This is a genomic window from Chryseobacterium sp. SORGH_AS_0447, from assembly GCF_030818695.1.
Taxonomy (GTDB): Bacteria; Bacteroidota; Bacteroidia; order Flavobacteriales; family Weeksellaceae; genus Chryseobacterium.
This window is the reverse complement of record NZ_JAUTAR010000001.1, coordinates 240,496-265,113: the sequence shown is the minus strand read 5'-3', so window position 1 is coordinate 265,113 and position 24,618 is coordinate 240,496. Positions and strand designations below refer to the sequence as shown.

Here is a 24,618-nt window from a genome sequence, read left to right as displayed (position 1 = left end):
TTTTAAGTGGTGCAAATATAGGACGAATATTTATACCCTGCAAATATTTTATTAAAAAATTTAAATATTATAATTTCCCTGCGAAAATCTTGAAAATATCGCTTCCGAAAATAAGCAGCATCAGACCCAACAGGAAGATAACACCGATCATCTGTGCATTTTCCAGCACCTTCTGAGGAACAGGCTTTCCAACAATTATCTCATATAAAGTGAAAAGGACATGGCCGCCGTCAAGCCCCGGAATCGGAATAAGATTTAGGAATGCTAGCCATACAGAGAACATTGCCGTAAAGCTCCAGAATGCCGCCCAGTTGATCGAAATACCACCGTCTGCAGCTCTGTCAACAGGCATGTTTTTAACGATAGCAATCGGTCCGCCAACATTTTTGTATCCCTGGATTTTCGAGTTGAACATGATTTTAAACTGCTTTACCTGCATGGTTAAAGCTTCGATAGTTCTTTCGAAACCTCTCGGAATCGCTTCGCCGAAAGAATATTTTTTGTCGGTAATTACATTGGCCATTGCTTTCTGGTTTATCGCTACTCCCAGTTTACCGTCTTTATCAACAGCTGCGTTGATGGTTTCCTGCTTCCCGTTTCGCAAAACTTCGATAGCAATAGTCTTTCCTTTATTCTCAGACAATGCCGTGCTTACTTCGTCAAAGAAAGGGGTCGGTTTTCCATTTACTGCAATCACCTTATCACCTTTGGCCAGTCCTGAAGCTTTGGATGCCGGACTTGCCAGGGAATCGATGATCATTGGGAATCTCGAAGTGATGTATAATTTAGCTTCTTTTTGTTTCAGAACATCGGCAACGCCGTCTTTGTCTATCGGGAAGGTAATTTCTTTTCCGTTTCTGAGTACCGTTACTTGATCGCCTAAAAGGATGTTAATGGATGCATTATCCAGTCTTTCGGCAGGTTTCCCGTCGATACTAACGATTTTGTCACCATTCTGGAATCCCATTTTTCGTCCTGCTTCCGTAACTCCGATCCCATCGTTGAATTTCGTAAGGTCGGCATATACTTCTCCATTAAAAAAAGAAAGGCAGCTGTAGATGATCCAGGCCAGGAAAAAGTTTACCGTAACCCCTCCCAGCATAATGATCAGTCTCTGCCATGCCGGTTTTGCCCTGAATTCCCAAGGCTGTGCAGGCTGTTTCAATTGTTCGGTATCCATGCTCTCATCCACCATCCCGGCGATCTTTACATATCCTCCGAAAGGAAGCCAGCCGATTCCGTACTCGGTTTCACCTACTTTTTTCTTTACCAGAGAAAACCAGGGATCGAAGAAAAGATAGAATTTTTCAACTTTGGTCTTGAACCATTTTGCGGGTATGAAATGCCCAAGTTCGTGAAGGATGACCAGGATAGAAATGCTCAATATAAATTGAAACAGTTTAATTGCTATTTCCATTAATGCTTTGTATGTTTAATTTGCAAAGGTAACAATTCTCAAAACTATGCCAAATAAAAAAGCCTCCCGAAATGGGAAGCTTTGTCATATAAAGTCATGATTGATTATAGATTAATGGAAACACCGAGACTGCCATTGTTACCGACTTCGGCGAAAACGCCGATTCTTTCGGTGAAGAAGTATCTGGCGCCGATATGTGCTCCAAGACCGAAATTTCTTCCTACCACTCCCACATCGACGCCCGGATAGATATCCAGCTTTTCAGGCAGCTGCAAGGCGTCTTTCAGGTGGAAGTTTACCCTTCCGAATGCAAAAACCCTGTTCTCATCATCATTGTCCTTGTAATTGTCGAAATAAACGTTCAGCCCGGCACCTACGGAAATCAGCCCGTTCAATCCATAATCATATGTTCCGGCAAGTCCTGTTCCATATCCCCAGGCACTGAGTCCGGCATTGATTTTCTGATCCCCTTTTCCCGTCCAGGCCTGCGCATTTGCCACAGCACCGGCAAAAATCAGCATCAGCATAAAAAACAGTTTCTTCATAAATTTATTTTTTAATTGTTATTATTCGGTTAAAAGACGAGATGCCGATTTACAGCAAAACATCCGCAACAAAAATAAAACCGAAATCATTGAAAAATCGTATTTTTATGGAAGTTTTTAACAAAGTTTATGAAGATTACAGGATTGAATCTGGATATTGTCTGGAAAAATAAAGCGGAAAACTTTCAGCATATTGAGAAAGAACTGGAGCATCAGGAGGCCGACCTGTTCCTGCTTCCGGAGATGTTTTCAACGGGCTTCTGCATGGATGCTTCGGAAGTTTCCGACCGTAATCTGGAATCGCTGGAATTTCTGAAAAGGATGGCGAAAGAGAAAAATGCGGCTTTTTGTGGAAGCGCTTCAGTAGAAGATAATGGGGGCTTCTACAACAGAATGTATTTTGTCCATCCGGATTTGCATGTTGATTTTTACGATAAAAGACATTTGTTTTCCTTTTCAGGAGAGGATAAAGTATACAGCCCCGGAAAAGAAAGGGTGATCGTGAATTATAAAGGATTCAGAATATTGTTGCAGGTTTGTTACGATCTCCGTTTTCCGGTTTTCGCAAGAAATAATGACGATTACGATGCGGTTTTGTATGTAGCCAACTGGCCCGAGAAAAGAGTAGGCGCCTGGGAACATCTGCTGAAAGCCAGAGCGATCGAGAATCTGTCTTTTGTATTTGGGTTAAACCGGATCGGGACAGATGGAAATGACCTTTTGTATCGGGAAAGTTCCCATTGTTTTTTTGCAGACGGAACGGAAATCGCCCAAAAGAATGGCAATCTCGTTACGGCAGAATTAAATCTGGAAGAGCTTAAAGAATTCAGAAGCCATTTCCGGTTTCTAAATGACCGGGATTCTTTTTCAATCGAATTATAGATATAGATTGAGGTTAAGGCTAAAATATCTCAACCTTAACCTCAATCTTATTTAAGCATACTGTTTTAAAAGCTGCGTCAGAGTATTTACGTCATGAACACCGCTTTCTTTCCACAGTATTTCTCCCTTTTTGAAGATGGCCAGCGTTGGAACGCCTCGTACACCGTACTGATTGGCCAGTGCAGGATACTGATCCACATCTACTTTAATGATTCTGGCATCTTCGCCTACGTTTTCCTTTACCGTATTCAGGACGGAAGACTGTACTTTGCACGGCTGGCACCAGGTAGCAAAGAAATCAATCAGGACCGGCCTTTCGGAATCGATAATTTCCTGAAATTTTTGTGACATACTATAGTTTTATAAAAAAACACTTTAGTTTATAAGATTTAAATCACTTAAAATAATCCTGAGAAAGGATATCATGTTTTAAATATTTTCTTTATAAACTAAAGTGCGATAAATTTGTTATGCATGGCAATCATTACAAAAATAATTCCATTTTTCAGATCACTTTCGACTGGCAGATAAAATCTGAGGTCGGAAAGTTTTCTGTTTTTTTTATGGCACCGAAACCGCCTTCTATTTCCGTGAAATTCCTGATCCCGTGTGAATTGAGGATACTTGCGGCAATCATGCTCCGGTAGCCTCCTGCACAGTGAAGGAAGAAATGTTCGGCATCATCAATGGTTTTTACCCAATCGCTGATGGTATCCAACGGCTTGTTGTAAGCATTATCGATATGTTCCGCAGCGTATTCCGAAATTTTGCGCACATCGATTACTTTCGAGTGTTCCGTAAACTGTTCTGCAAATTCTTCCGGAGAGATTCTGTTTACCTCATCCGTTTCATGGCCGCTGTTTTTCCAGGCTTCGAAACCACCTTTCAGGTAGCCCAGTACATGATCGAAACCGACACGGCTTAGCCTTGTAATGGCTTCTTCTTCGGTTCCTTCGTCAACGATCAGTAACAGCGGGTGCTTTACATCAACAACTAAAGTCCCTACCCAAGGTGCGAAATCACCCTTCAGGCCGATGTTGATCGAGTTTGGAATAAAACCTTTATAGAATTCTCCGGGATTTCTGGTATCTAAAATCAATGCTCCCGTTTCTTCGGCATAAGCTTCGAAATCTTCTGCCGGTATTGGGGTAAGCCCTTTGTCCATTACGGTATCGAGGCTTTCGTAACCACCTTTGTTCAGAGCCACATTCATTCCGAAATATTTTGGAGGAGCTGTTAAGCCATCCAGCACTTCACGTACGAAAGATTCTTTATCCGGTTGGTTTAATGCATAATTCGTTCTTTTTTGGTTACCCAGAAGGTCGACAGTCTCTTTCTGCATATTTTTCCCGCAGGCTGATCCTGCACCGTGCGCCGGATATACTGTAATGCTGTCGTCCAAAGGCATGATTTTCGTCTGCAGGCTGTCGTATAAAATCCCTGCAAGATCTTCCTGTGTAAGCGTTCCTGCCTTCTGGGCAAGATCAGGCCTTCCAACATCTCCTAAAAATAAAGTATCTCCCGTAAAAATAGCCGTTTCGGTACCGTTTTCGTCGATAAGCAGATACGTTGTGCTTTCCATGGTATGGCCGGGAGTATGAAGAACTTTTATCTTTACTTTTCCGATTTCAAAAATCTGGTGGTCTTCTGCAATAATGGCTTCAAATTCAGGCTGTGCCGTTGGTCCGTAGATAATTGGCGCTCCCGTTTTTTTACTCAGATCCAGGTGTCCTGAGACAAAATCTGCATGGAAATGGGTTTCAAAGATATATTTTAGAGTTACATTGTCTTTTTCCAGCCGGTCCAGGTAAGGTTTTACTTCCCGGAGCGGATCGATAATCGCTGCCTCATTTTCGGATACGATATAGTACGCACCCTGAGCCAGGCATCCTGTGTATATTTGTTCGACTTTCATTCTGTGATTGTATCCGTTTAATGTTTCTTATTTGAAATACAAAAATCGGATTTATTTTTTTAATACCATCAAAAATAAAAAATGGATATTGATAGAATAAATCTATAAAGCTCTGCTATTCGAGGTTGTAGAAAATTTTGTAGAAAATTTCATTGGTATCTTCGGAAATATTCTTGTCTATTTTAAACTGAATATAGTCTGCCGTTCCCTTTTCATCAGTCGGATAATCTACAAGACCGTGATACATTTCGTAAATGTGGTCTTTCAATCTGCCGTTCCGGGCGATTCTCATCATTTCATCAAAATATTTTTTGGTATCGGGGTGCAGCTGCCAGTCTTTTTCATGGACCTGATAATATTCAAGCATTTTTTCAAGCGCATACACTTCGGAATCTATTTTCGTATCATGAAAACCGGTGAGTACTTCTTTTTTATCCAGATTTTTAGAAAGATAAACAATTTTGGCTTTTGCTGCTTCGGAAATGGCATGTACCATCATCGAATCTCTTTTTACAGAAGCCGACAATACGATGTCCGGAACTTTAGTAATAGGGAGCGTCTTCACGGAAGCAATCTGTAAGACCCCAAAGTAATTTTCGGCTTTATCCTTCAGTTCTTTTAATTGTTCAGGAGTCATATCGTCGCTGGAGGCTCTTATCTTGAAAGTCCAACCACCACATTCGTAAATGGAAAGGAGCGAATTCTTATTAACATATTTCACCCCGTTGAAAAAATCCTGCTGCCCCAGTGCATTTTTGAAAACCGAATAAATATAGCTTACCTTCAGACTGTCACCGGAAAGCGTTCCGAAAGACGGTTTGATCTTTACATTGGTATTGGAGTTCTGGTTCAGGGCATAACCGTAAGAATAAAATTCATCCCTCAGCATCTGATTGTCGATGTATTTTTTAGGATAAATATAAAGGGTAAGAACGGTTTTGTTTTTCTTCGAAGATTGCTGGATATAACTAATTCCCACGTTGGTACCGGCTGCATTATAAGAAACGACAGCCTGTCTCTGAAAACCTGACCACAGTTCGGGAAGAACCGTTTTTGTAGCGGGGTGGGTATAATCTCCTTTTATTTTTAGCTCAGTGGGCTGGCTTTTTTTCTGGCACAAAGCAAAAGCAGAAATAAGGCAAATAATCAGGGATAGGTAATTTTTCATGGTTGGTGTAAAAAATAGTTACTTCAGCAAAAGTATTTATAAAAAGACAAACCAAATAAATAAATTGGGCAAAATTATATTTAAGAGCGTATTATTTTTCCACATGTAAATATGATAAATTATTCTCCTTTCAGAAAAGCTAAAAAAAAGCATCGGAAATCCGAGGATCCCGATGCTGTATTTTTAAATATTTGCGTAATGAGTTAAGGCAATACCGGAGCCGGTATAGAGGCTACACCATTGGTTACGGCATTCATGTCATAACTGATCTGATTATTGATTGTTGTCAACATATCTCTACGGTAAGCGCTGATGCTGAGACGGATCTCAGGAGCAACGTCAAAAACACGCGAATTGTTTGGCGTAAATTTGATTCTCCAGGTCCCGTTTTCTATAAATGACCTTGTAGAATATTGAGGAACATAATTCCCCGAATTATTGGGACGTGTAATGACGATATTGGAATTGTTATTCGGCCCTCTTACAATAAATCCTCCGATCACTACATAATATTTGCTTGCCGGGATCCCGGTATCAAAATTGGTTACACCGCTCGTGCTAACGTTAGTAAGAAAATAAACCGTACTGTTGATGGCGCTGAATTCTGAAGTGGCGGGTACGTATCTTTTAATTACGTTGTCGCTGTTATCCCTCACCAGGAAATAGGAACCTGCGGAATTGCCGGTATAGGTACCCGGATCTTCGAAATAAAGATTTCCGCTGAGTTTGGTATTTCCGTTAACTTCCAGGGTGTGTGTTGGGGTGTTGGTTCCGATTCCCACTCCGTTTATCTGGGCAGTGAGTATCAGGGAGTTGCATATAAAGGCTAGTATAGATAAAATATTTTTCATGACGATATGGTTTTAGATTCCACTTGGTGCTGCAGTAGCGGATGCATTATTAGATCCGTTGAAGTCAACGTTAATGGTTCCCAGATTTTTATAAAATCTTTTTGAATAGATAATAATATCGAAATTATAGGTATATCGATCGGTCGTGTTCTGGGTATCAAGCGTAGGATAGCCGATGTTCACATGCCAGTTCTGTCCGGATTCAAAAACCCTAATAATAAAATGTCCTCTGTTGGTATTGGATTCCGGGTTGGCGATAGGCGAATAGATTCCGTTGTTTCCTGCTGACGGAATGGCTTCAAAATTCGCGATGGTAATAAAGTATTTATCCGTAGGAATATTAAGATTTACATCATTAAGGTCGTCCCTATAAATATTGCTTACTGAGTAGGGTTGTACAATAAGCGGAGTGTAGAGGGTTTCTACAGAAAGTACTTCTCCACCTACGGTATTGGATAAAGGATCGGTTCCTAAAATAGTAAAACCTGATGGGTTATTAACATAAGCCGTCGGGTCGATGGTTACGGATTGTCCAATAGCCATACTTCCGGCTACCTGAAGTTTTTCAGTAGGAGTCTGTGTTCCGATGCCGACCTGAGCGAAGCTTAAACCTGAAAATAATAAGGAGATGATAAATAAGAAATTCTTTTTCATAGTATTTATTTTTATGGAAGAATCGGTACACTGTCTGATCCTGTTGTTGTGCCATTAAGGTTAAAAGGTCCGTGTTCGGAGAAGATTTTTACATACGTTTTAGGATAAACCGCACATACAATGGTCCACACCCCGTTTGATTGAGGAGCCACCTGCGAATAATCTGCATAGATCTGCCATTCGTTGTTTACGCTTTTCACTCCGTAAGAAGGGATCGCAATGTTTCCTCCATAAAGATCACGGTCAAAATAGGCAGACAGTACCATAAGGGAGTAATCATTAGAATTGATCTTGGTATTGAAATTTTCCACCCAGTCACCTTGCACATTAGTAAAGGAATACGTAACGATACTGGCAATTCCAGGAGCATTTGCCTGGCCCGGATTGATTTTTTTCACGGTATTGTCGGAAACGCTGTGGCTAAGCAGCAGATAACGGTCCTTTTCTACTGAAGTAATAGCCGGTATCGAATTACTGCCGGTCATAATCTTACTGGACTTATAAGTTCCGGCAACGTCAAGCTTCACTCGCGGAGTCTTTGTATTGATCCCTACATTCCCTACTTGAGCAAACGAAAAGCTACAGATGGATAAAATCGCAAGAAATAGTGTTTTTTTCATCTAAGTTTGGATAATTAATTTTTATGGGCACAAAGATACTTCTTTTTTGTAAAATTCCAAATGGTTAAATATGAATGTATTAGGGTTGTTATATCACCCGTTTTTGATATTAACTCTAACTTTTTTTCGTTTTTTTGCTGTAAAGTCCATTTCTATTAATGCTTATAATCCCTAAATGCTTATTTTTTTTATAATAAGCCATTTTTTCGCATAAAAATCTCATAGCAAAAAAAAGGTTTTTTTATTTTTTTTCTGATAAAAGTCATGTGCTTTCTTGCCGTAGACCCATCGTTTCAGCTGTATTTTATAAATGCTTTTTACATGTTTTAGATACTTTAGCTGCCATCCCTGGCAATAATACTGTTTTCACTACTTAATATTTTTATAAAAACTTTTATATTTATCATACAAAAAGATCAAATGACAGACAAAACACAATTTATCGAAGAACTGAATGCGAAATACACTCCAAAAGGAGATCATATTATATTAGGAAAGGGAATGCTGGATGGGGAAGTGGTGCCAGAAGTAAATGTTACCATTCCTCTGAAAACCATAAACCGTCACGGCCTTATTGCAGGCGCTACGGGAACGGGTAAAACCAAAACGTTGCAGGTTTTTGCAGAGCAGTTATCTCATCAGGGAATCCCGTCTCTGGTGCTGGATATTAAGGGTGACTTTTCCGGAATTGCAGAAGCAGGAACGGAGAATACGGCTATTCAGGAAAGATATACGAAAACACAGCTTCCTTATCAGCCACAGGCTTTTCCGGTAGAATTGATGACGATTTCCGGTGAAAGAGGAGTAAAGCTCAGGGCTACGGTTACGGAATTCGGCCCTGTCCTTTTAAGTAAAATTTTACAATTGAATGAAACGCAGCAGAGCATCATGTCGATTGTATTTAAATACTGTGATGATAAAGGTCTTCCTTTAATTGATCTGAATGACCTGAAAAAAGTCCTTCAATACGTTACAGAGAATCCTCAGGGAAAAGCAGAGTTATCTTCCAACTATGGTTCTATTGCATCGGCTTCACTCGGAGCGATCTTGCGATCTATTGTGGCGTTGGAGCAGCAGGGGGCTTCAGGTTTCTTCGGAGAGCTGAGCTTTGATGTTCACGATCTGCTGCAGGCAAGGGACGGAAAAGGGGTAGTGAATATTCTGCGTGTGGCAGATATTCAGAGCAAGCCTCAATTGTTTTCCACCTTTATGCTGTCTCTTTTTGCAGAAATTTATATGACGTTTCCGGAAGAAGGTGACAGCGGGAAACCGAAGCTGGTTTTATTTATAGACGAAGCCCATCTTATATTCGACGAATCTTCCAAAGCATTGGTTTCCCAGATTGAAACGATGGTAAAGCTGATCCGTTCAAAAGGAGTAGGGATCTATTTCATTACCCAGATTCCGGGAGATGTTCCGGAGTCCGTTCTTTCCCAGCTGGGGTTGAAAATCCAGCATGCGCTGAGAGGGTTTACGGCAAAAGACAAAAAGGAAATTTCGAAAGCGGTGGAAAATTACCCGACGACGGATTTTTACGATGCCTCTACCTTAATCCAGAACCTTGGAATCGGGGAAGCATTTGTAACGGCACTGGATGAAAAAGGAATTCCGACCCCGTTGGTGCATACTTACCTGATTTCCCCGGAATCAAGAATGGATGTCCTGAATGATGCGGAAATTACCCAATTAACCAATAGGTCGGCTTTAGTCGCTAAATATGAGAAAGTTGTCGATAACGAATCGGCTTACGAAATGCTGGTCAAGAGAATGGAGCAGGCTTCACAGGAAGCGGAAGCCACCCGCAATCAGAAAACCAAGCCGGTAAAAGAAGAACCGGGCATGTTTGAGCAAATTCTGCAAAGTAAAGCTGGCAGAACATTTACAAGCACGCTGATGCGGGAAGGGGCGAAAGCGATTTTGGGAATGCTGGGCCTGGGAGGAAGGAGAAGATAAATATTTTTACTATTTTAGCAGGATTGGCCTGTTTTTATGAATTGTTGGCATAAGTTGTGCAACCATATCGGCATACTTTTAAAGAAAAAGCAGGCTTGTTATTAATCTAAAGAATATTGTATAAATTTTAAATGTATTCCATAATTGACATAGAAAGTAATGGTGCAGGTTACAGAAAAGAATGCATTATCGATATCGCGGTGTACCGCTATGACGGGCAGAAGATTGTCGACCAGTTTATCTCATTAGTAAATCCTGAAAGCGACATCACGCCTTTCGTACAGAAATTAACGAACATCACGCCTAAAATGGTAAAAACGGCGCCGAAATTTCACGAAATTGCCCGCCGGATCGTTGAGATTACAGCCAATACTACGCTGGTAGGACATAATATCGATTTCGATTACCGCATGCTGCGCCAGTCTTTTCAAAGGCTGGGATATGATTTTAAAATCAATACTTTGGATACGATTCCGCTGGCGAAAAAACTGATTCCTGATGAGGTAAGTTATTCTTTGGGAAAGCTGGTTAAATCCTTGGGAATTCCTTTAACAAACCATCACCGTGCAGATGGTGACGCCCGTGCGACCCTGGAGTTATTTAAACTGCTCATTTCAAAAGACACGGAGAACGAAATCATCCAGAAGCAGCACGAAGAGACCAATGCAAAAACCTATATCAACAAGATTAAAATGCTCACCCAGGATCTTCCGAATGAGAAAGGTTTTGTTTATTTCCAGAACGAAGCGGGAAAAATTATCTTTTCGGATTATGTTCAGGACATTAATAAATTTTCGAAAAAAGTTTTCAATTCCAAATCCAAAAGATGGGAGTTGATCCAGCAGGAGGTCGAACAGATCAATTATGAGCTTACCGGAACAGACATTATTGCCAAACTGATCTTAAATTCAAAAGGAATTAAAAAGAGGGAAATCTTTCCTTTCGGGCTTTATCACAGAAACGGAAAATATTTGGTGGAAAAAAACAAGCTGAATAAACTGGAAAAGCCGATCCTGAAATTCAGGTCTTTTACCCAAGGTTCGAAGGCGGTACAGTTCATCGGGAAGTTTGAAGAATATGATGATATCAATACCTTCAGGCAGAAAATTGATTTTAAAAAACGAAACGAGCTTTGGCTGGGAACCGGTAGAAAGCTGGGCGAAAAACTATTCCTGATTATCGAAAACGGAAAAGTAGTATCGTATGGTTTTTATGAGCTTTTCACCCAGATTCAGACTTTAAGCAAACTTACAAAACTGAAGATCGATCTGCTTTATCAGTCGTCGGATTTGGTTAATGAACTGCAGCTGGCTTTGCTTCGAGGGGATTTTGAAACCTTACCATTGCCAAAATAATCAGTTGTCATGAATTATCCTGATAAGAATTCATCCTTCTGGAAGTTTGAGCTCTTTTATTATAACAAAGAAGATAAAAGGCTCTTTCCGCCTAAAAAACAGGATTTCGGATGGACAGTCAACTTTGCGAATCCATGCTCTGTCATTACGTTTTCAATGCTTCTGGCCCTTATTTTTATAATTGGTAATTTTCTAAAAAGATAAAATAATATTCTTCAAAATAGGGTTTTAAAAGTATTTTATTCTGTTAAAATAAAAATATAAGTATAATCTTCTATGTTGTTGGTTTTAAATTATTAACAATTTCTCACTACCTTTGCATTTACTGTAATAACAAAAAAAGAAGTTTTTACTTATTAATTATGAATTCAAAAGAATTGCTGAAGATTGCCAATGAGTTTGGCACACCGGTGTATGTGTATGATGCTGAATCCATCAAAACCCAATACGAAAAACTGACCTCTTCTTTTTTAAAACACACAAAGTTCTTCTATGCTGCGAAGGCGTTGACTAATATCAATATCCTTAAGTACGTAAAGAACCTGGGTGCTTCTTTGGATTGTGTTTCGATTAATGAAGTAAAGCTCGGCCTGAAAGCCGGTTTCACGAAAGAAAAAATATTGTTCACCCCCAATTGTGTAGATCTTGCCGAGATTGAAGAGGCAATGACCTTCGGGGTTCATATCAATATCGACAATATTTCGATCCTGGAGCAGTTCGGGAACAAATACGGAAACACTTACCCGATCCTGGTGAGAATCAACCCGCATATTTTTGCAGGAGGAAACTATAAAATTTCTACAGGTCATATCGACAGCAAATTCGGAATTTCCATCCACCAGGTACGTCATATCGAAAGAGTGATGAAATCTACCAACCTTAATGTGGAAGGCCTTCATATGCATACCGGAAGCGAGATCAAAGATCCGGACGTATTCCTACAGGCACTGGATATCATGCTTGAGCTGTCCGAACATTTCCCGAACCTAAAATATCTGGATATGGGAAGTGGTTTCAAAATTCCTTATCAGGATACCGAAGAAGAAACGGATGTGAAGACATTGGGTAAAAAAGTGGAGAAAGTAATCTCCGAGTTTTCTAAATCTACAGGGAAAAAGTTTGAGCTTTGGTTTGAACCGGGAAAATTCCTGGTAGGAAAAAGCGGGTATCTGTTGGTAAAAGCCAATGTGATCAAGCAGACTACGGCAACGGTTTTTGTGGGAGTAAATTCAGGGTTTAACCACCTGATCCGTCCGATGTTCTATGATTCTTACCACGTTATTGAAAACTTATCCAATCCAAAAGGTGCAGAGAGAATTTATACCGTAGTCGGAAATATTTGTGAGACCGATACATTTGCCTGGGACCGTAAGCTTAATGAAGTACGGGAGGGCGATATTCTGGCATTCCACAACGCAGGAGCCTATGGTTTTGAAATGAGCTCCAACTTCAATTCTCGTCTGAAGCCTGCTGAGGTATTGTTCCTCGATGGAAAAGCACACTTGATCAGAAAAAGAGATGAATTTGAAGATCTCCTTAAAAATCAGATTGAAGTACTGTAAATTAACAGCAAAATTTAAAAAGGATTATCAAATAAATCTACGCTGTTCAAAATAAATCTTTAATCAAAATATAATAAAAAGCCTTGTTGAATTCGACAAGGCTTTTTTTGTGGTAAATTATTTCAAATGGCATAATCTTTACAGCTTATATATCGATCTATTTCTGATCAATTTTCTTTTAATAACACCAAAAAATACTACCAATGGCCAAAAATATTGCAGAGCAAATTGTAGAGATGCTGGAAAATGCCAATGTGAAAAGAATTTATGCCGTAACGGGCGATAGCCTTAACCATCTAAACATTGCTGTAAAGAAAAGCAGCATCGAATGGATTCACGTAAGGCATGAAGAAGCTGGAGCCTATGCGGCAGCGGCAGAAGCTGAACTGGATGGTTTTGCCGTATGTGCGGGAAGCTGCGGACCGGGACACGTTCATTTGATCAATGGGGTTTATGAAGCGCACCGCTCTCATGTGCCGATGCTCGTTATTGCTTCCACCATACCAAGCGAAGAAATGGGAATGGATTATTTTCAGGAAACCAATACCATCAAACTGTTCGATGACTGCAGTTATTACAATCAGATGATTACAAGGCCGGAACAGGTGCAGCGAACGGTTCAGACAGCCATTCAACATGCTATTTCAAAAAAAGGTGTTGCGGTTATCGGACTTCCGGGCGATGTTTCGGAACTCGAAGCGGAGGAGGCAACAACTTCCAATAAAATATTTAGAACAAACCCGATTATCCGTCCTTCGGATGAAGAGTTAAGCCAATTGGCAGGTTTAATCAACGAAAGCGAAAAAGTAACCATCTACTGCGGAATCGGTGCGGAAAAAGCTAATGCAGAAGTAGTAGAACTATCCAAATACTTAAAAGCTCCGGTGGGATATTCTTTCCGGGGTAAAATGTCAATCCAGCCCAATAATCCGAATGAAGTGGGTTTAACAGGGCTTTTGGGACTTCCCTCAGCGCATCACGCCATGCATGAAGCCGATCTTCTGATCCTTTTAGGCACTGATTTTCCTTATGATAAATTCATGCCGGTAAAAAACAAAATTGTCCAGGTTGATGAAAGCCCGGAAAGATTGGGGAGAAGAGCCAAGCTGGAACTTGGTCTTACGGGCGATGTAAAAGAAACCATAAAAGCATTGCTTCCTTTATTAAATGAAAAAACCGACACGGATTTCCTAAAGCAGCAGCTGGAATTTTATGATAAAGTAAAAGAAAACCAATTAACTTACGTAAAAGATCAGGGTACCGAAAATGGGATTCAGCCTGAATTTGTTACGTATACGCTGGATAAACTAGCGACTAAAGATGCCGTTTTTACCGTGGATACAGGAATGTGTTGCGTTTGGGGCGCAAGATATATTACCGGAACAGGTGAAAGGAAAATGCTCGGGTCTTTTAATCACGGATCAATGGCCAATGCGATGCCGATGGCGATCGGGGCTTCATTAGCCTATCCGGGCCGACAGGTCATTGCCATGTGCGGTGATGGCGGATTATCGATGCTTTTAGGGGATATGGCGACGATCTTCCAGTATAAACTGCCGGTAAAAATTATTGTTTTCAATAACCGATCCCTGGGAATGGTGAAGCTGGAAATGGAAGTCGGGGGAATGCCGGATAACGAAACGGATATGGTAAACCCGGATTTTGCGATGATTGCCCATGCCATGGGATATCCCGGAAAAAACATTCATCAGCCGGAAGAGGTGGAAGATGCCATAAAGGAGTGTCTTGATTATAATGGGCCTTATCTTCTGAATATCTTTACCAATCCTAATGCATTGGCGCTGCCTCCGAAAATTGAAGCCAATCAGGTGTTGGGAATGACCAAATCTATGGCACAGCTGATGCTTGGTGGAAAAATGGAAGAAGTACTCGATACTGTAAAGAGCAATTACAAACATATTAAAGATCTTTTGTAGTCAGAAATTAGTCTGATCATTTTATCAGAACTTTTAAATATTATCTTTGTCCAAGTAAATTTATGATGTATGAAAAATTCTTTAGAAACGCTTATCGTGTTGCTGACGCTTTTGGTGTCAGGCTCTGCTTTTGCACAATTTAACGATGTTGAAGAACGGGATGATAATTTTATGACTGAAAATAATAAAAACATCCTTAAAATAGATATAAAAGAACCGCTGCTTCAGGTCGCGGTGAAGAACTGTAAAGATTTTAAAGCAGCAAGCTTCGAAGGTGGAATTCCTGCTTATAAAGAAATGCTGAGAAAATATATGTACGATTACCTGAATACGGATTTTTATGTTCTGAACGGTGATTTTACATTTACCCTTACGGTTGATCAGAAAGGAAAAGTGACCAATATCGAGGGAACTCCGAAAGTTGCCAACAGCCAAGTTTTTTTTGATGATATGAAATATGTCGTAAGAAGAATTAAAACAAACTGGATTCCGGCAACCTGCAACGGACAGCCGGTAACTTCACAGATTAAAATTAAAATGAACCTGTCTTCAATCGCAACCGATATCTAAGAAATACATGATACTACTATTTTAACCATGAAAAAATACCTTTTAATCCTGCCTTTATTGCTTCTCAGCGGTAAAGGTTTTTCGCAGTTGGCTGACGCTCAGCCACAGGCTGCAACCGCAAATTATCAGAAAGCGGAATTTCCGGGTGGAGATGAAACTTTTCAGAAAGAGTTTATGAATATGGTCCATGCCTACATCGATACGGCATTGTATGCGGTTCAGGGAAAAGTAACTTTTATCTTTAACATTGATCCCAAAGGCAAAATCAGCAACATCGATGTACTTCCGAAGTTTAAAAACAATGAAATGTTTATCGACGATATGAAATACGCTGCCAAAAAAGTGAAAGGTAAATGGAAGCCTGCCCTTCAAAACGGAATTCCGGTAGATTCCAAATTTGTAATGAGCGTGAACTTCAGCCATAATACATATGACCATGATTAGAAAATTTTTATTTTTATCAATAACAGGTTGTTTCCTTTCTGTCTCCGGTCAGACAGTTAAAGAAGAAGTTTTTAGATATCCTCGTGCTTATGAAGCATATGAAGGAGGAGACGTTCAGTTTTATAAAGACTTTCATCAGATTTTGATGGAAAAGAATCTTACACCTTGTGAAAATAAAGAGGAATATTATCAGTTAAAGGTCAGAATAGATGAAAATGATGAAATAGCTCTTATCAACGATGATTTCAATTCGCAAATTGCTAAAAATAATAAATGTGCTTATGAGTTAAGTATTCAGGTTTTGAAAAACATGAATAGATGGAAGCCTTTAATTATTGACGGAAAGAAAAAAACTGCAGTAAAAACTTTCTTCATCAAACCGAATACTTTATTTGAAAACTATAAAGAAGATTATGTCCCGGATGAAAAAATTGCTGCAATGGAAGGTGATCTGCCGGGAGGAATTAATAAATTTCGTGAAGAAGTTGCAAAAAGAATAGATGTTGATGGTTTTGTATGGCAAAAACCCTTTAAAATAGTTGTTGTTTTTGTAGTCACTCGTGAAGGCAAAATCGGAGAAGTGAAATTAGAACAGAGTTCCGGTGTTCCTGAATTTGATAACAGGATTATTAATGGTATAAAAAGCATTAAAAAGAAATGGGCTCCTGCAAAAATTGATGGCACTCCGGTAGATTATAGATTTAGATTACCTTTAAATTTTGGACCTATGTAATCATCCTGCCATTCTGTCACAATATTTTGTATCTTTGCAAATTCAATATGTTCAAAACAAAAATTCAGGAATCCAATCACCTTGAATTTTTAAACTTTGAATTTTAAACCGATCATCGTGCAGGAAAAATATATAGACGAAACCAAACAGGGTGAAGCTTTTGCCATTGCGGAAAAAGACGGAAACTCAAAGAAATTGTTTTTAGAGAGCTACGGTTGTCAGATGAATTTCTCTGACTCTGAAATTGTTGCGTCCATCCTTAATGAACAGGGTTATAACACAACACTGAAAGTTGAGGAGGCTGATCTTATCCTTTTAAACACATGTTCCATTCGTGAAAAGGCAGAGCAGACCGTGCGGATGCGTCTTTCCCAATTCAAAAACCTGAAGAAAGAAAAACCGAATATGACGGTGGGCGTTCTCGGCTGTATGGCGGAAAGGCTGAAAACCAAATTTCTGGAAGAAGAACAACTGGTTGATCTTGTCGTGGGCCCTGATGCCTACAGGGATTTACCGAATCTTTTAAAAGAAACGGAAGACGGCAGGGATGCCATCAACGTTATTCTTTCAAAAGAAGAAACGTATGCGGACATCAACCCTGTTCGTTTAGGCGGAAACGGAGTTACCGCTTATGTTACCATTACCAGAGGTTGCGACAATATGTGTACATTCTGTGTAGTTCCTTTTACACGGGGCCGCGAGAGAAGTCGTGATCCACACTCTATTTTGGAGGAATGTAAAGATCTTTGGAACAGCGGTTATAAAGAAATCACTTTACTGGGCCAGAATGTAGACTCTTATCTTTGGTACGGCGGAGGTCCTAAAAAAGACTTTGCTAAAGCATCTGAAATGCAGAAAGCCACAGCTGTTAATTTTGCCCAACTGCTTGATTTGGTAGCGAAAGCGGTTCCGGAAATGAGAATCCGTTTTTCTACGTCCAATCCTCAGGATATGAGCCTGGATGTGTTCAGGATGATGGCGAAACATCACAATATTTGTAAATATGTTCATTTACCGGTTCAGAGCGGTAGCAACAATATGCTTCTGGCAATGAACAGGCAGCATACCCGTGAAGAATACCTTGAGTTAATTAGAAAAGCCAAGGAAATTGTTCCGGAAGTCGCTTTTTCCCAGGATATGATCGTCGGCTTTTGCAGCGAGACCGAAGAAGACCACCAGGATACGTTGAGCCTGATGCGTGAGGTTGAATACGACTATGGATATATGTTTGCTTATTCGGAAAGACCGGGAACTCCGGCTCACAAGAAAATGGAAGACAATATTCCGGCGGATGTGAAACAACGGCGTCTGGCAGAAGTAATTGCTTTGCAGGGAGAACTGTCCAGAAACAGAATGAAATCCTATGTAGGAAGAGTTCATCAGATCCTCATCGAAGGAACTTCCAAAAAGAATGAAAACCAATGGAAGGGAAGAAACTCCCAGAATGCCGTTTGTGTCTTCGATAAGCTGGAAGGTCAGAAAATTGGTGACATTGTGGACGTTTTCGTTTTTGATAATACACAGGGCACGCTTTTAGGGGAAACTGTTTCAAAATAATGATGCCTGAAGGATTAACCAATGAACAGCTTTTAAAAAATATTTCCGCATTGCTTGAAAATGCACGGAATAAAGTTGTCGTTGCCGTTAATCAGACCATTGTGCTTACCTACTTTGAAATCGGAAGAATGATCGTGGAGGATGAGCAGAAGGGTGAAAGCCGGGCGGAATATGGAAAAGAACAACTTAAGTTTCTTTCTAAAAATTTAACGGAAAAATTTGGTAAAGGTTTCTCGGAAACAAACCTTAAACAGATGAGGCAATTTTTCTTGTCTTATTCAATTTGTCAGACACTGTCTGACGAATCTGAAATATCAAATTCCGAAATGCGATCTCTTAAACCTCAAAACAAAGAAGATAAATTTGGAAATCAGATACTTCCTTATAATTTCAATCTCTCCTGGTCACATTATCTGAAATTAATGCGAATCAAAGATCCGAACGAAAGAAGTTTTTACGAAATAGAAAGCTATAAAAACAACTGGAGTCTAAGAGAATTGCAAAGACAGTATGACTCTGCTTTATACACGCGATTGTCGCTAAGTAAAAATAAGGAAGAAATTCTTCAGCTTGCCGAAAAAGGGCAGATTATAGAAAAGCCGAAAGACCTGATTAAAGATCCGTATATCCTGGAATTTTTAGGCTTACCTGAAAAACCGGATTATTCCGAAAACGATCTGGAATCTGAATTAATTGATAAATTAGAACATTTTCTCCTAGAATTAGGGAATGGTTTTACATTCGTCGGAAGACAGCAAAGGATTACTTTTGAAGAAAAGCATTTTTATATTGATCTGGTATTTTATAACCGGATTTTGAAGTGTTTTGTATTAATTGATTTGAAAATCGGTGAATTGAAACATCAGGATATTGGCCAAATGCAGATGTACGTCAATTATTATGATCGTGAAAAACGTTTTGAAGACGAAAATAAAACCATAGGGATTATTCTTTGTCAGGATAAGAGCGAAGCTCTTGTTCAATATACCTTACCGGAGAATAACGAACAGATTTTTGCAAGTAAATATTTTACAGTATTGCCAAGTAAACAAGATTTTATTAACCTTCTAAACTCAGACAATGGAAAAATTTCATAAATATTGCCTAAGTGTATTGTTGGTAATAATCTACAGCAATATTTCAGCTCAAATTACCAATGGAACTGCTGAGAGTGAAGACTGTAAGCAGCTGTACGAGCTCTATCATCAGATATTGGGCCACCATGGTGAAGACCCGTCTAAGATTTCTGTAAATGAAAGCACTGCTCAAAATGTAAGGATTGGCCAAAAGCAAAATGCTGCCGATCTTCTCAGGAATATTTTCCAAGGGAAAGAGTATAGAAATTTTAATAAAAATAAATCGGAACCGGGCGTTTTCCAGGAAGGAAAATACAGCCTGCTTCTCAAAAACTTCGAAAAGCAGGGTAAAGAAATCTGCTTTGCCCAAATTTTATATTTTAAAACAAAAGTTTCAAAAGTCAGAAACAAAGATTATTTAAGTGCAAAAGGTTAATTATTAAGGAGGAAATCATTTAAAAAATTAATCAATAAGCAGGAAACTGCGGAAAATAATCTAAAACTTTACTTATGAGCAACGACTTACAAAATATAAAAAACCGTTTCGGAATCATCGGAAACTTTCCGGCCTTAAACCGCGCTTTGGAGAAAGCCATCCAGGTCGCACCTACGGACATTTCGGTCCTCGTGATCGGGGAAAGTGGTGTCGGAAAAGAATTTATCCCGAAAATCATCCATTCGGAATCCAAAAGAAAACATCAGCCTTACATCGTTGTCAACTGTGGAGCAATCCCGGAAGGAACTATCGATTCCGAATTGTTCGGACACGAAAAAGGGGCGTTTACCGGAGCAACGGCAACGCGGAAAGGATATTTTGAAGTAGCGGACGGCGGAACGATTTTCCTCGATGAGGTTGGGGAACTGCCGCTTCAGACACAGGTTCGCCTTCTGAGAGTGCTGGAAAGCGGTGAATTTATGAAAGTAGGTTCTTCGCAGGTTCAGAAAACAAATGTCCGGATCGTTGCAGCCACCAACGTAAACATGATGAAGGCCATTCAGGACGGAAGGTTCCGTGAGGATCTTTACTACCGTCTGAACACCGTACAGATTGATATGCCGCCTTTGCGCGAAAGAAAGGGCGATATTCATTTGCTGTTCAGAAAATTTGCCATCGATTTTGCTGAGAAATACAGAATGCCGGAGCTGGAGCTGGAGCCAAGCGCAGTGCACTATGTGGAAAATTATACCTTCCCGGGCAACGTCCGACAGCTGAGAAACCTGGTGGAGCAAATGACCGTTGTGGAAAGAAACAGGCATGTCACCGTAGAGAAGCTGTCCGAGTATATCCCGATGGAATCCCACCTGCCAATGGTGGTGAGTACGCCAAACAGCCAAAAGCAGAACGACTTCGGAAGTGAGCGGGAGATTATGTATAAAATTCTGTTTGACATGAGGAACGATATTAATGATTTAAAATCCTTAACTTCGGAACTGATAAAAAATCGCGGAACTTCGGATCTGAGCAACCATGAGAAAAATTTAATCAACAGGATTTATACGCCCGAAACCCAGCAGCAGAATGCAGCACCGAATTCTTTGCTGTATTTTGAAAATAACGGCAACAGCAATCCTGTTATTCAGAATCCGACGATTATGTCGGAGCCGGACAACAGCTATGAAGACATCGAAGATATTGAAATCGAAGAAAACAGGCCGGAATCCTTGTCGCTTCAGAATAATGAAAAAGATCTGATTATCAAAGCGCTGGAAAAGCATAAAGGAAGAAGGAATAAAGCAGCAGACGAACTGGGGATTTCACAGAGAACCTTATACAGAAAAATAAAACAATATAACTTAGAAGAATAAACCAAATTAAATTATGGTGAAAATTAACGCAAAACCGGTCAACTTTAAGCTGGGGGATTATATCAGCAACGGATTCGATTTTTTAAAAAATAATTTCGGAGATGTTTTTGTTGCATTTCTGCTTTGTATGATTATGGGGATCATTCCTTTCTGCGGATTTTTGGGAATAGGTAATTTTTACAGATATTGCAGGGATCTCAGAGCCGGGAAGCAGGTAAGCGCAGGCGATATTTTCAACTTCGACAATTTTATGCCGTATTTTATCTTGCAGTTAATCTTAATTGGAGGGGTAATGCTTATTTACATCCCGATGATTGCAATGATGCCGTTAATGGCAGATAGAGATCCTTCAGCAGGACTTCCTGTATTTTTTATAATGTATGTACTTGCAATCTACATTGCGATCATCATTGTATGTCTGAAAGGATTTTACATGCCTGCCTTGATTTCTTTGGGAGGAATTACGGATATTAAAACTGCCTGGAAAATGTCTCTTACTATGACCAAAGGTAATCTGCTGACTATCTTTTTATATTCATTGGTGGTAAGTATTTTGGCACAATTGGGAATCATAGCCTGTTTTATTGGCCTTATTTTTACATTGCCATTAATGTACGTCTGTCATTACTTTGCTTATGAAGATGCGATGAAGCAGGTGACCTATGACGAAATTCAAGAAATCGGAATTAAAAATGAATTTTAAAATTAAAAATATCAGAATCAGACAGCCAAAATTCTGGCTTTTATTGCTGTGTCTCGGAGTACTGAATTCGTGTTACAGCTTTACCGGATCATCCCTTACCGATGAAAAGACTATCCAGATTAACGAGTTTCCGAATAATGCGCCGTTGGTAAACCCAACGTTGTCGCAGCAGTTCTCTACGGATATCCAAAACCGGTTTCTCCAAAGAACGACGTTGAAGGGAACCAAAGAGAACCCTGATATTTTGGTGGAAGGTGAGATCACGGATTATTCCATTACTCCCACAACCATTGGGTCAAATACCGTGACCAACCAAAATACCGGCGGGGTAGTGCAGGAATCCCAGAATAAACTGACGATCACGGTGAAAGTTCATTATGAAAATAAGCTTCACCCGGATTTCAGCTTTGACAGGACATACAGTGACGAGGCTGTTTTCAACAGTAACCTTTCGCAGTCTGAGATCGAATCGTCTCAGGTAAAAATTGCGACGGACAGAATTATAAACAAGATATTTAACGATATTGTAGCGAATTGGTAAGATGAATCATAGAGTTTTAGAATTATTAAAGGCCCCGAAAAATATTCAGTCAGAAGATCTAACCCTTCTGAAAGAAGAGATTAATTCTTTTCCCTATGTTCAGAATATCAGAGCGTTATATTTATATGGGGTACATTTATACGATAAGGAAAACTATCAGGGGGTCCTTTCTACTACCGCAGCTTACACCACAGATAAGAAGATTCTTTATCAGCTGATTAACGGTAAAATCCAGCAGCCGCAGAAGTCTGAAATAAAACAGGAAATAGCAAAGGAAAAACCCGTTCCTTCGGAAAATCCTTTAAAGATCCTCTATCAGAACAAAGCAGGCAGTTTCCCGATTAAAAGGGAAGAAGCACCTGTGTCTGAACCTGAAACAACGGAGGAACCGAAAACAGAAAACGCCGCGAAGCAGCCTTACGAAGAACCGCGTATTCTTCCTCCGCCGAGAGAAGAAATCAAGCAGATCTATGTAAATGGGGAGCGCAATAGAATCCTTTTTGAAGGAGAAGAGAATTTCCTGAATGATGATACGGTAGAAACCATTGATCTTGAATCTACATTGGAATCCGGCTCGATCGTTACCCAGAAAATTGAGAAAAAAGAAGAACCGGCTATGGTTTCGGAAGAAAGCCGCCAGGAAGAAAATACGTCTCCCCAAACCGCTGAAGAACCAGCTGTTGAAGAAGCTGAACAGATTGCCGCTGAATCAGGGAATACTGTACAGGAAAGTGAAGCCGGATCCGAAGCAGATTTCCATGAAATAAAGAATATTCTTGACGAGCTGGAAGATCATTCTGAACGAACAGATACCCCGGAATCTGAAAGCTCAGAAGAAAACCAGCCGGAAAAAACACAGGAATTTACACCGGAAACCATTATTCAGGAGGAAAATATAAATACTGAAACCGAGAAAGAAAAAGTTTTAGATAAGTCTGAAGTAAGTTTCCACGAAACCGAAGCTTTTATGCCTGAAGTAAAGTTGGCCATTAATGTAGCGGAAGAAGTAAATGATTCTGAAACACCGGCAGATGAATCCATAAATTCAGATCTTAATAAAACCCAGGAAGTTGCCGGGTTTACGCCTGAAAAAGTGATCAACGAAGATGAAATTTCATCGGAAAAAATAGAACAAGCAGTGCAGGATGAATCTGAACTGAGCTTTCATGGAACAGAATCTTTCCTTCCGGAAGTGAAAATTCAGGCCAATGAGCAGGAGACTATAAATAAAATCCCTGAGCAGAACCTCAGCAAGCATGAAGATGAAATGCGTCGTCTCATCGAGGAAGTTGAGAAAAAAATGAAAGAAAAAGCAGCTTCCGAAGAAAATAAAAAAGAAGAGCCTGAAGATACCGGACATGAAATCAGTTTTGCAGAAACCCAGCATTTTGAGGTAAAACCTGCTGAGCCGGAAACCCCGGAAACTAAAGAGACCGAGGAGTCTGAATCGGAACCTGCGGATGAACAAACTGCCGGATCGGAAGAAGGAGCTAAAGTTCAAACCTTTGAACAGCCTTTAGAAACCCCTTCAGAAGAGCAGCCGGAAACAAGAGTATGGAAACCGATGTCTTTAGACTCAAATATTCCTGATTCTTTGCTGAATAAACCTGCTGAAACTTCTCAATCGGTTCCGGACGTATCAAAGGAAGAGGCTGTAAAAGAAGATATACAAAATGAAAAGCCTGTCGATGATGAAATAGTTTTCGGAGCGGAAGAAAATTCAGGTTCAGGCGATACCATCATTGAAAGCCGTCAGGAAACAGCTGAGCAAACTCCTGACGAAAGTGAAACAGCATCTCCGGAAAAGGCTGGAGAAGAGCGTGTAATAAATGTTTCATTCTTCGGATCCGACTGGAAGATTCCTCAACCTGAAAAAACAGAAGTTCAGAAAGAAACTTCTGACACTGAAGAAGAAAAACCGACTGAAGATTCTGTAGAAAAAGCTGCGGAAAACCCTAAAATAAATCCTTTCGACAGCAATGTTCCCGGATTTATCAATACCTGGCAAAGCTGGCTTAAAATCGACCGTACGCCGGAAGTTGAAAAGGAAAAGACGGAGCTTAAAAATAAAGTGATCGAAACCTTTATTGAAAATAACCCAAGAATAAGCCAGCTGAAAGAAGAAAGCAGTTTTGTGGTCAGGGAAAAAGGAGATGATATTTCGCATCTGATGACGGAAACATTGGCTAACCTTTATTTTGAACAGAAACTCTATACAAAAGCAATCAAAGCATTTGAAATCCTGATTAGAAAAACCCCTGAAAAGAAAAAATACTACGAAGGGAAAATTCAGCAGATCAAAGATTTCAGAGCAAAAGGAAATTGATCG

The 24,618-nt window shown here is 39.9% G+C and carries 23 protein-coding genes; 15 read left to right on the top strand and 8 right to left on the bottom strand.

All coding sequences use genetic code 11. The annotated features are described in order from the left end of the window. Nucleotides 1–67: 67 nt before the first annotated feature. On the bottom strand, nucleotides 68–1,417 hold the full coding sequence (rseP, locus tag QE422_RS01205; protein ID WP_307454507.1) for an RIP metalloprotease RseP: 1,350 nt from the start codon (nucleotides 1,415–1,417) through the stop codon (nucleotides 68–70). 104 nt (nucleotides 1,418–1,521) lie between these two features. Continuing rightward, nucleotides 1,522–1,962 (bottom strand): DUF6646 family protein, encoded by a 441-nt coding sequence (locus QE422_RS01200; protein WP_307454506.1) that lies wholly within the window; start codon nucleotides 1,960–1,962, stop codon nucleotides 1,522–1,524. A gap of 129 nt (nucleotides 1,963–2,091) precedes the next feature. Between QE422_RS01200 and QE422_RS01195 the strand changes: the two genes are divergently transcribed. Then, on the top strand, nucleotides 2,092–2,844 hold the full coding sequence (locus QE422_RS01195) for an amidohydrolase (RefSeq protein ID WP_307454505.1): 753 nt from the start codon (nucleotides 2,092–2,094) through the stop codon (nucleotides 2,842–2,844). A 51-nt stretch (nucleotides 2,845–2,895) separates the two neighbouring features. Here the strand turns inward: QE422_RS01195 and QE422_RS01190 are convergent, their stop codons facing one another. The 6 genes from QE422_RS01190 to QE422_RS01165 form a co-directional block, all read right to left on the bottom strand. After that, nucleotides 2,896–3,195 (bottom strand): co-chaperone YbbN, encoded by a 300-nt coding sequence (locus QE422_RS01190; RefSeq protein WP_307454503.1) that lies wholly within the window; start codon nucleotides 3,193–3,195, stop codon nucleotides 2,896–2,898. Nucleotides 3,196–3,349: 154 nt separating this feature from the next. Beyond that, entirely contained in the window at nucleotides 3,350–4,759 is a 1,410-nt protein-coding gene (locus QE422_RS01185) for a rhodanese-like domain-containing protein (RefSeq protein WP_307454502.1), read from the bottom strand. A 115-nt stretch (nucleotides 4,760–4,874) separates the two neighbouring features. Next, nucleotides 4,875–5,927 carry a hypothetical protein gene (locus tag QE422_RS01180; protein ID WP_307454501.1) on the bottom strand — a complete coding sequence of 351 codons (1,053 nt, stop codon included), beginning with the start codon at nucleotides 5,925–5,927 and terminating at the stop codon, nucleotides 4,875–4,877. A 203-nt stretch (nucleotides 5,928–6,130) separates the two neighbouring features. Beyond that, nucleotides 6,131–6,778, bottom strand: a complete 648-nt coding sequence (locus QE422_RS01175; protein ID WP_307454499.1) for a hypothetical protein — start codon at nucleotides 6,776–6,778, stop codon at nucleotides 6,131–6,133. Between the two features lie 12 nt (nucleotides 6,779–6,790). Continuing rightward, nucleotides 6,791–7,432: a hypothetical protein gene (locus tag QE422_RS01170; protein WP_307454498.1), complete on the bottom strand. Its 642-nt coding sequence runs from the start codon at nucleotides 7,430–7,432 to the stop codon at nucleotides 6,791–6,793. Nucleotides 7,433–7,443: 11 nt separating this feature from the next. Further along, nucleotides 7,444–8,052 (bottom strand): hypothetical protein, encoded by a 609-nt coding sequence (locus tag QE422_RS01165; protein ID WP_307454496.1) that lies wholly within the window; start codon nucleotides 8,050–8,052, stop codon nucleotides 7,444–7,446. Between the two features lie 420 nt (nucleotides 8,053–8,472). On the opposite strand from QE422_RS01165, the gene QE422_RS01160 reads away from it, so the two are divergent. The 14 genes from QE422_RS01160 (at nucleotide 8,473) to QE422_RS01095 (ending at nucleotide 24,615) form a co-directional block, all read left to right on the top strand. Next, entirely contained in the window at nucleotides 8,473–10,005 is a 1,533-nt protein-coding gene (locus QE422_RS01160; protein ID WP_307454494.1) for a helicase HerA-like domain-containing protein, read from the top strand. Between the two features lie 131 nt (nucleotides 10,006–10,136). Beyond that, nucleotides 10,137–11,360, top strand: a complete 1,224-nt coding sequence (locus QE422_RS01155) for a PolC-type DNA polymerase III (protein WP_307454492.1) — start codon at nucleotides 10,137–10,139, stop codon at nucleotides 11,358–11,360. Between the two features lie 362 nt (nucleotides 11,361–11,722). Then, nucleotides 11,723–12,922, top strand: coding sequence for a diaminopimelate decarboxylase (gene lysA / locus QE422_RS01150; RefSeq protein ID WP_307454491.1), 1,200 nt, complete (start codon nucleotides 11,723–11,725; stop codon nucleotides 12,920–12,922). Nucleotides 12,923–13,125: 203 nt separating this feature from the next. Continuing rightward, a complete protein-coding gene (locus tag QE422_RS01145) occupies nucleotides 13,126–14,859 on the top strand; it encodes a thiamine pyrophosphate-dependent enzyme (protein WP_307454489.1) in 1,734 nt (577 codons plus the stop codon). Nucleotides 14,860–14,928: 69 nt separating this feature from the next. After that, on the top strand, nucleotides 14,929–15,429 hold the full coding sequence (locus tag QE422_RS01140) for a hypothetical protein (RefSeq protein WP_307454488.1): 501 nt from the start codon (nucleotides 14,929–14,931) through the stop codon (nucleotides 15,427–15,429). 27 nt (nucleotides 15,430–15,456) lie between these two features. Further along, nucleotides 15,457–15,873: an energy transducer TonB gene (locus tag QE422_RS01135; RefSeq protein ID WP_307454487.1), complete on the top strand. Its 417-nt coding sequence runs from the start codon at nucleotides 15,457–15,459 to the stop codon at nucleotides 15,871–15,873. After that, on the top strand, nucleotides 15,866–16,606 hold the full coding sequence (locus QE422_RS01130; RefSeq protein ID WP_307454485.1) for an energy transducer TonB: 741 nt from the start codon (nucleotides 15,866–15,868) through the stop codon (nucleotides 16,604–16,606). Before QE422_RS01135 ends, QE422_RS01130 begins: the two co-directional genes overlap by 8 nt. A 117-nt stretch (nucleotides 16,607–16,723) precedes the next feature. Further along, on the top strand, nucleotides 16,724–18,163 hold the full coding sequence (gene miaB, locus QE422_RS01125; RefSeq protein WP_307462261.1) for a tRNA (N6-isopentenyl adenosine(37)-C2)-methylthiotransferase MiaB: 1,440 nt from the start codon (nucleotides 16,724–16,726) through the stop codon (nucleotides 18,161–18,163). A gap of 2 nt (nucleotides 18,164–18,165) precedes the next feature. Then, nucleotides 18,166–19,260 (top strand): YhcG family protein, encoded by a 1,095-nt coding sequence (locus QE422_RS01120; RefSeq protein WP_373463430.1) that lies wholly within the window; start codon nucleotides 18,166–18,168, stop codon nucleotides 19,258–19,260. Then, the gene (locus QE422_RS01115) at nucleotides 19,244–19,675 is read left to right on the top strand and encodes a hypothetical protein (protein ID WP_307454482.1); all 432 of its coding nucleotides are present in this window, start codon (nucleotides 19,244–19,246) and stop codon (nucleotides 19,673–19,675) included. The genes QE422_RS01120 and QE422_RS01115 overlap by 17 nt, the downstream gene beginning before the upstream one ends. 74 nt (nucleotides 19,676–19,749) lie before the next feature. After that, a complete protein-coding gene (locus QE422_RS01110) occupies nucleotides 19,750–21,045 on the top strand; it encodes a sigma-54-dependent Fis family transcriptional regulator (protein WP_307454481.1) in 1,296 nt (431 codons plus the stop codon). Nucleotides 21,046–21,058: 13 nt separating this feature from the next. After that, nucleotides 21,059–21,748 carry a hypothetical protein gene (locus QE422_RS01105; RefSeq protein ID WP_307454480.1) on the top strand — a complete coding sequence of 230 codons (690 nt, stop codon included), beginning with the start codon at nucleotides 21,059–21,061 and terminating at the stop codon, nucleotides 21,746–21,748. Beyond that, on the top strand, nucleotides 21,738–22,289 hold the full coding sequence (locus QE422_RS01100; RefSeq protein ID WP_307454478.1) for an LptE family protein: 552 nt from the start codon (nucleotides 21,738–21,740) through the stop codon (nucleotides 22,287–22,289). Before QE422_RS01105 ends, QE422_RS01100 begins: the two co-directional genes overlap by 11 nt. A 1-nt stretch (nucleotide 22,290) precedes the next feature. Next, nucleotides 22,291–24,615 carry a hypothetical protein gene (locus QE422_RS01095; protein WP_307454476.1) on the top strand — a complete coding sequence of 775 codons (2,325 nt, stop codon included), beginning with the start codon at nucleotides 22,291–22,293 and terminating at the stop codon, nucleotides 24,613–24,615. Nucleotides 24,616–24,618 lie beyond the last annotated feature (3 nt).

Excerpts from the sequence above, each read along its gene's own strand:
- QE422_RS01190 (WP_307454503.1), bottom strand. The coding sequence starts at position 3,195 with ATGTCACAAAAATTTCAGGAAATTATCGATTCCGAAAGGCCGGTCCTG.
- QE422_RS01160 (WP_307454494.1), top strand. The coding sequence starts at position 8,473 with ATGACAGACAAAACACAATTTATCGAAGAACTGAATGCGAAATACACT.
- QE422_RS01095 (WP_307454476.1), top strand. The coding sequence starts at position 22,291 with ATGAATCATAGAGTTTTAGAATTATTAAAGGCCCCGAAAAATATTCAG.
- QE422_RS01120 (WP_373463430.1), top strand. The coding sequence starts at position 18,166 with ATGCCTGAAGGATTAACCAATGAACAGCTTTTAAAAAATATTTCCGCA.
- QE422_RS01105 (WP_307454480.1), top strand. The coding sequence starts at position 21,059 with ATGGTGAAAATTAACGCAAAACCGGTCAACTTTAAGCTGGGGGATTAT.
- QE422_RS01185 (WP_307454502.1), bottom strand. The coding sequence starts at position 4,759 with ATGAAAGTCGAACAAATATACACAGGATGCCTGGCTCAGGGTGCGTAC.
- QE422_RS01175 (WP_307454499.1), bottom strand. The coding sequence starts at position 6,778 with ATGAAAAATATTTTATCTATACTAGCCTTTATATGCAACTCCCTGATA.
- QE422_RS01180 (WP_307454501.1), bottom strand. The coding sequence starts at position 5,927 with ATGAAAAATTACCTATCCCTGATTATTTGCCTTATTTCTGCTTTTGCT.
- QE422_RS01155 (WP_307454492.1), top strand. The coding sequence starts at position 10,137 with ATGTATTCCATAATTGACATAGAAAGTAATGGTGCAGGTTACAGAAAA.
- QE422_RS01170 (WP_307454498.1), bottom strand. The coding sequence starts at position 7,432 with ATGAAAAAGAATTTCTTATTTATCATCTCCTTATTATTTTCAGGTTTA.
- QE422_RS01115 (WP_307454482.1), top strand. The coding sequence starts at position 19,244 with ATGGAAAAATTTCATAAATATTGCCTAAGTGTATTGTTGGTAATAATC.
- QE422_RS01165 (WP_307454496.1), bottom strand. The coding sequence starts at position 8,052 with ATGAAAAAAACACTATTTCTTGCGATTTTATCCATCTGTAGCTTTTCG.
- lysA (WP_307454491.1), top strand. The coding sequence starts at position 11,723 with ATGAATTCAAAAGAATTGCTGAAGATTGCCAATGAGTTTGGCACACCG.
- QE422_RS01130 (WP_307454485.1), top strand. The coding sequence starts at position 15,866 with ATGATTAGAAAATTTTTATTTTTATCAATAACAGGTTGTTTCCTTTCT.
- QE422_RS01110 (WP_307454481.1), top strand. The coding sequence starts at position 19,750 with ATGAGCAACGACTTACAAAATATAAAAAACCGTTTCGGAATCATCGGA.
- rseP (WP_307454507.1), bottom strand. The coding sequence starts at position 1,417 with ATGGAAATAGCAATTAAACTGTTTCAATTTATATTGAGCATTTCTATC.
- QE422_RS01195 (WP_307454505.1), top strand. The coding sequence starts at position 2,092 with ATGAAGATTACAGGATTGAATCTGGATATTGTCTGGAAAAATAAAGCG.
- QE422_RS01200 (WP_307454506.1), bottom strand. The coding sequence starts at position 1,962 with ATGAAGAAACTGTTTTTTATGCTGATGCTGATTTTTGCCGGTGCTGTG.
- QE422_RS01100 (WP_307454478.1), top strand. The coding sequence starts at position 21,738 with ATGAATTTTAAAATTAAAAATATCAGAATCAGACAGCCAAAATTCTGG.
- QE422_RS01135 (WP_307454487.1), top strand. The coding sequence starts at position 15,457 with ATGAAAAAATACCTTTTAATCCTGCCTTTATTGCTTCTCAGCGGTAAA.
- QE422_RS01145 (WP_307454489.1), top strand. The coding sequence starts at position 13,126 with ATGGCCAAAAATATTGCAGAGCAAATTGTAGAGATGCTGGAAAATGCC.
- QE422_RS01140 (WP_307454488.1), top strand. The coding sequence starts at position 14,929 with ATGAAAAATTCTTTAGAAACGCTTATCGTGTTGCTGACGCTTTTGGTG.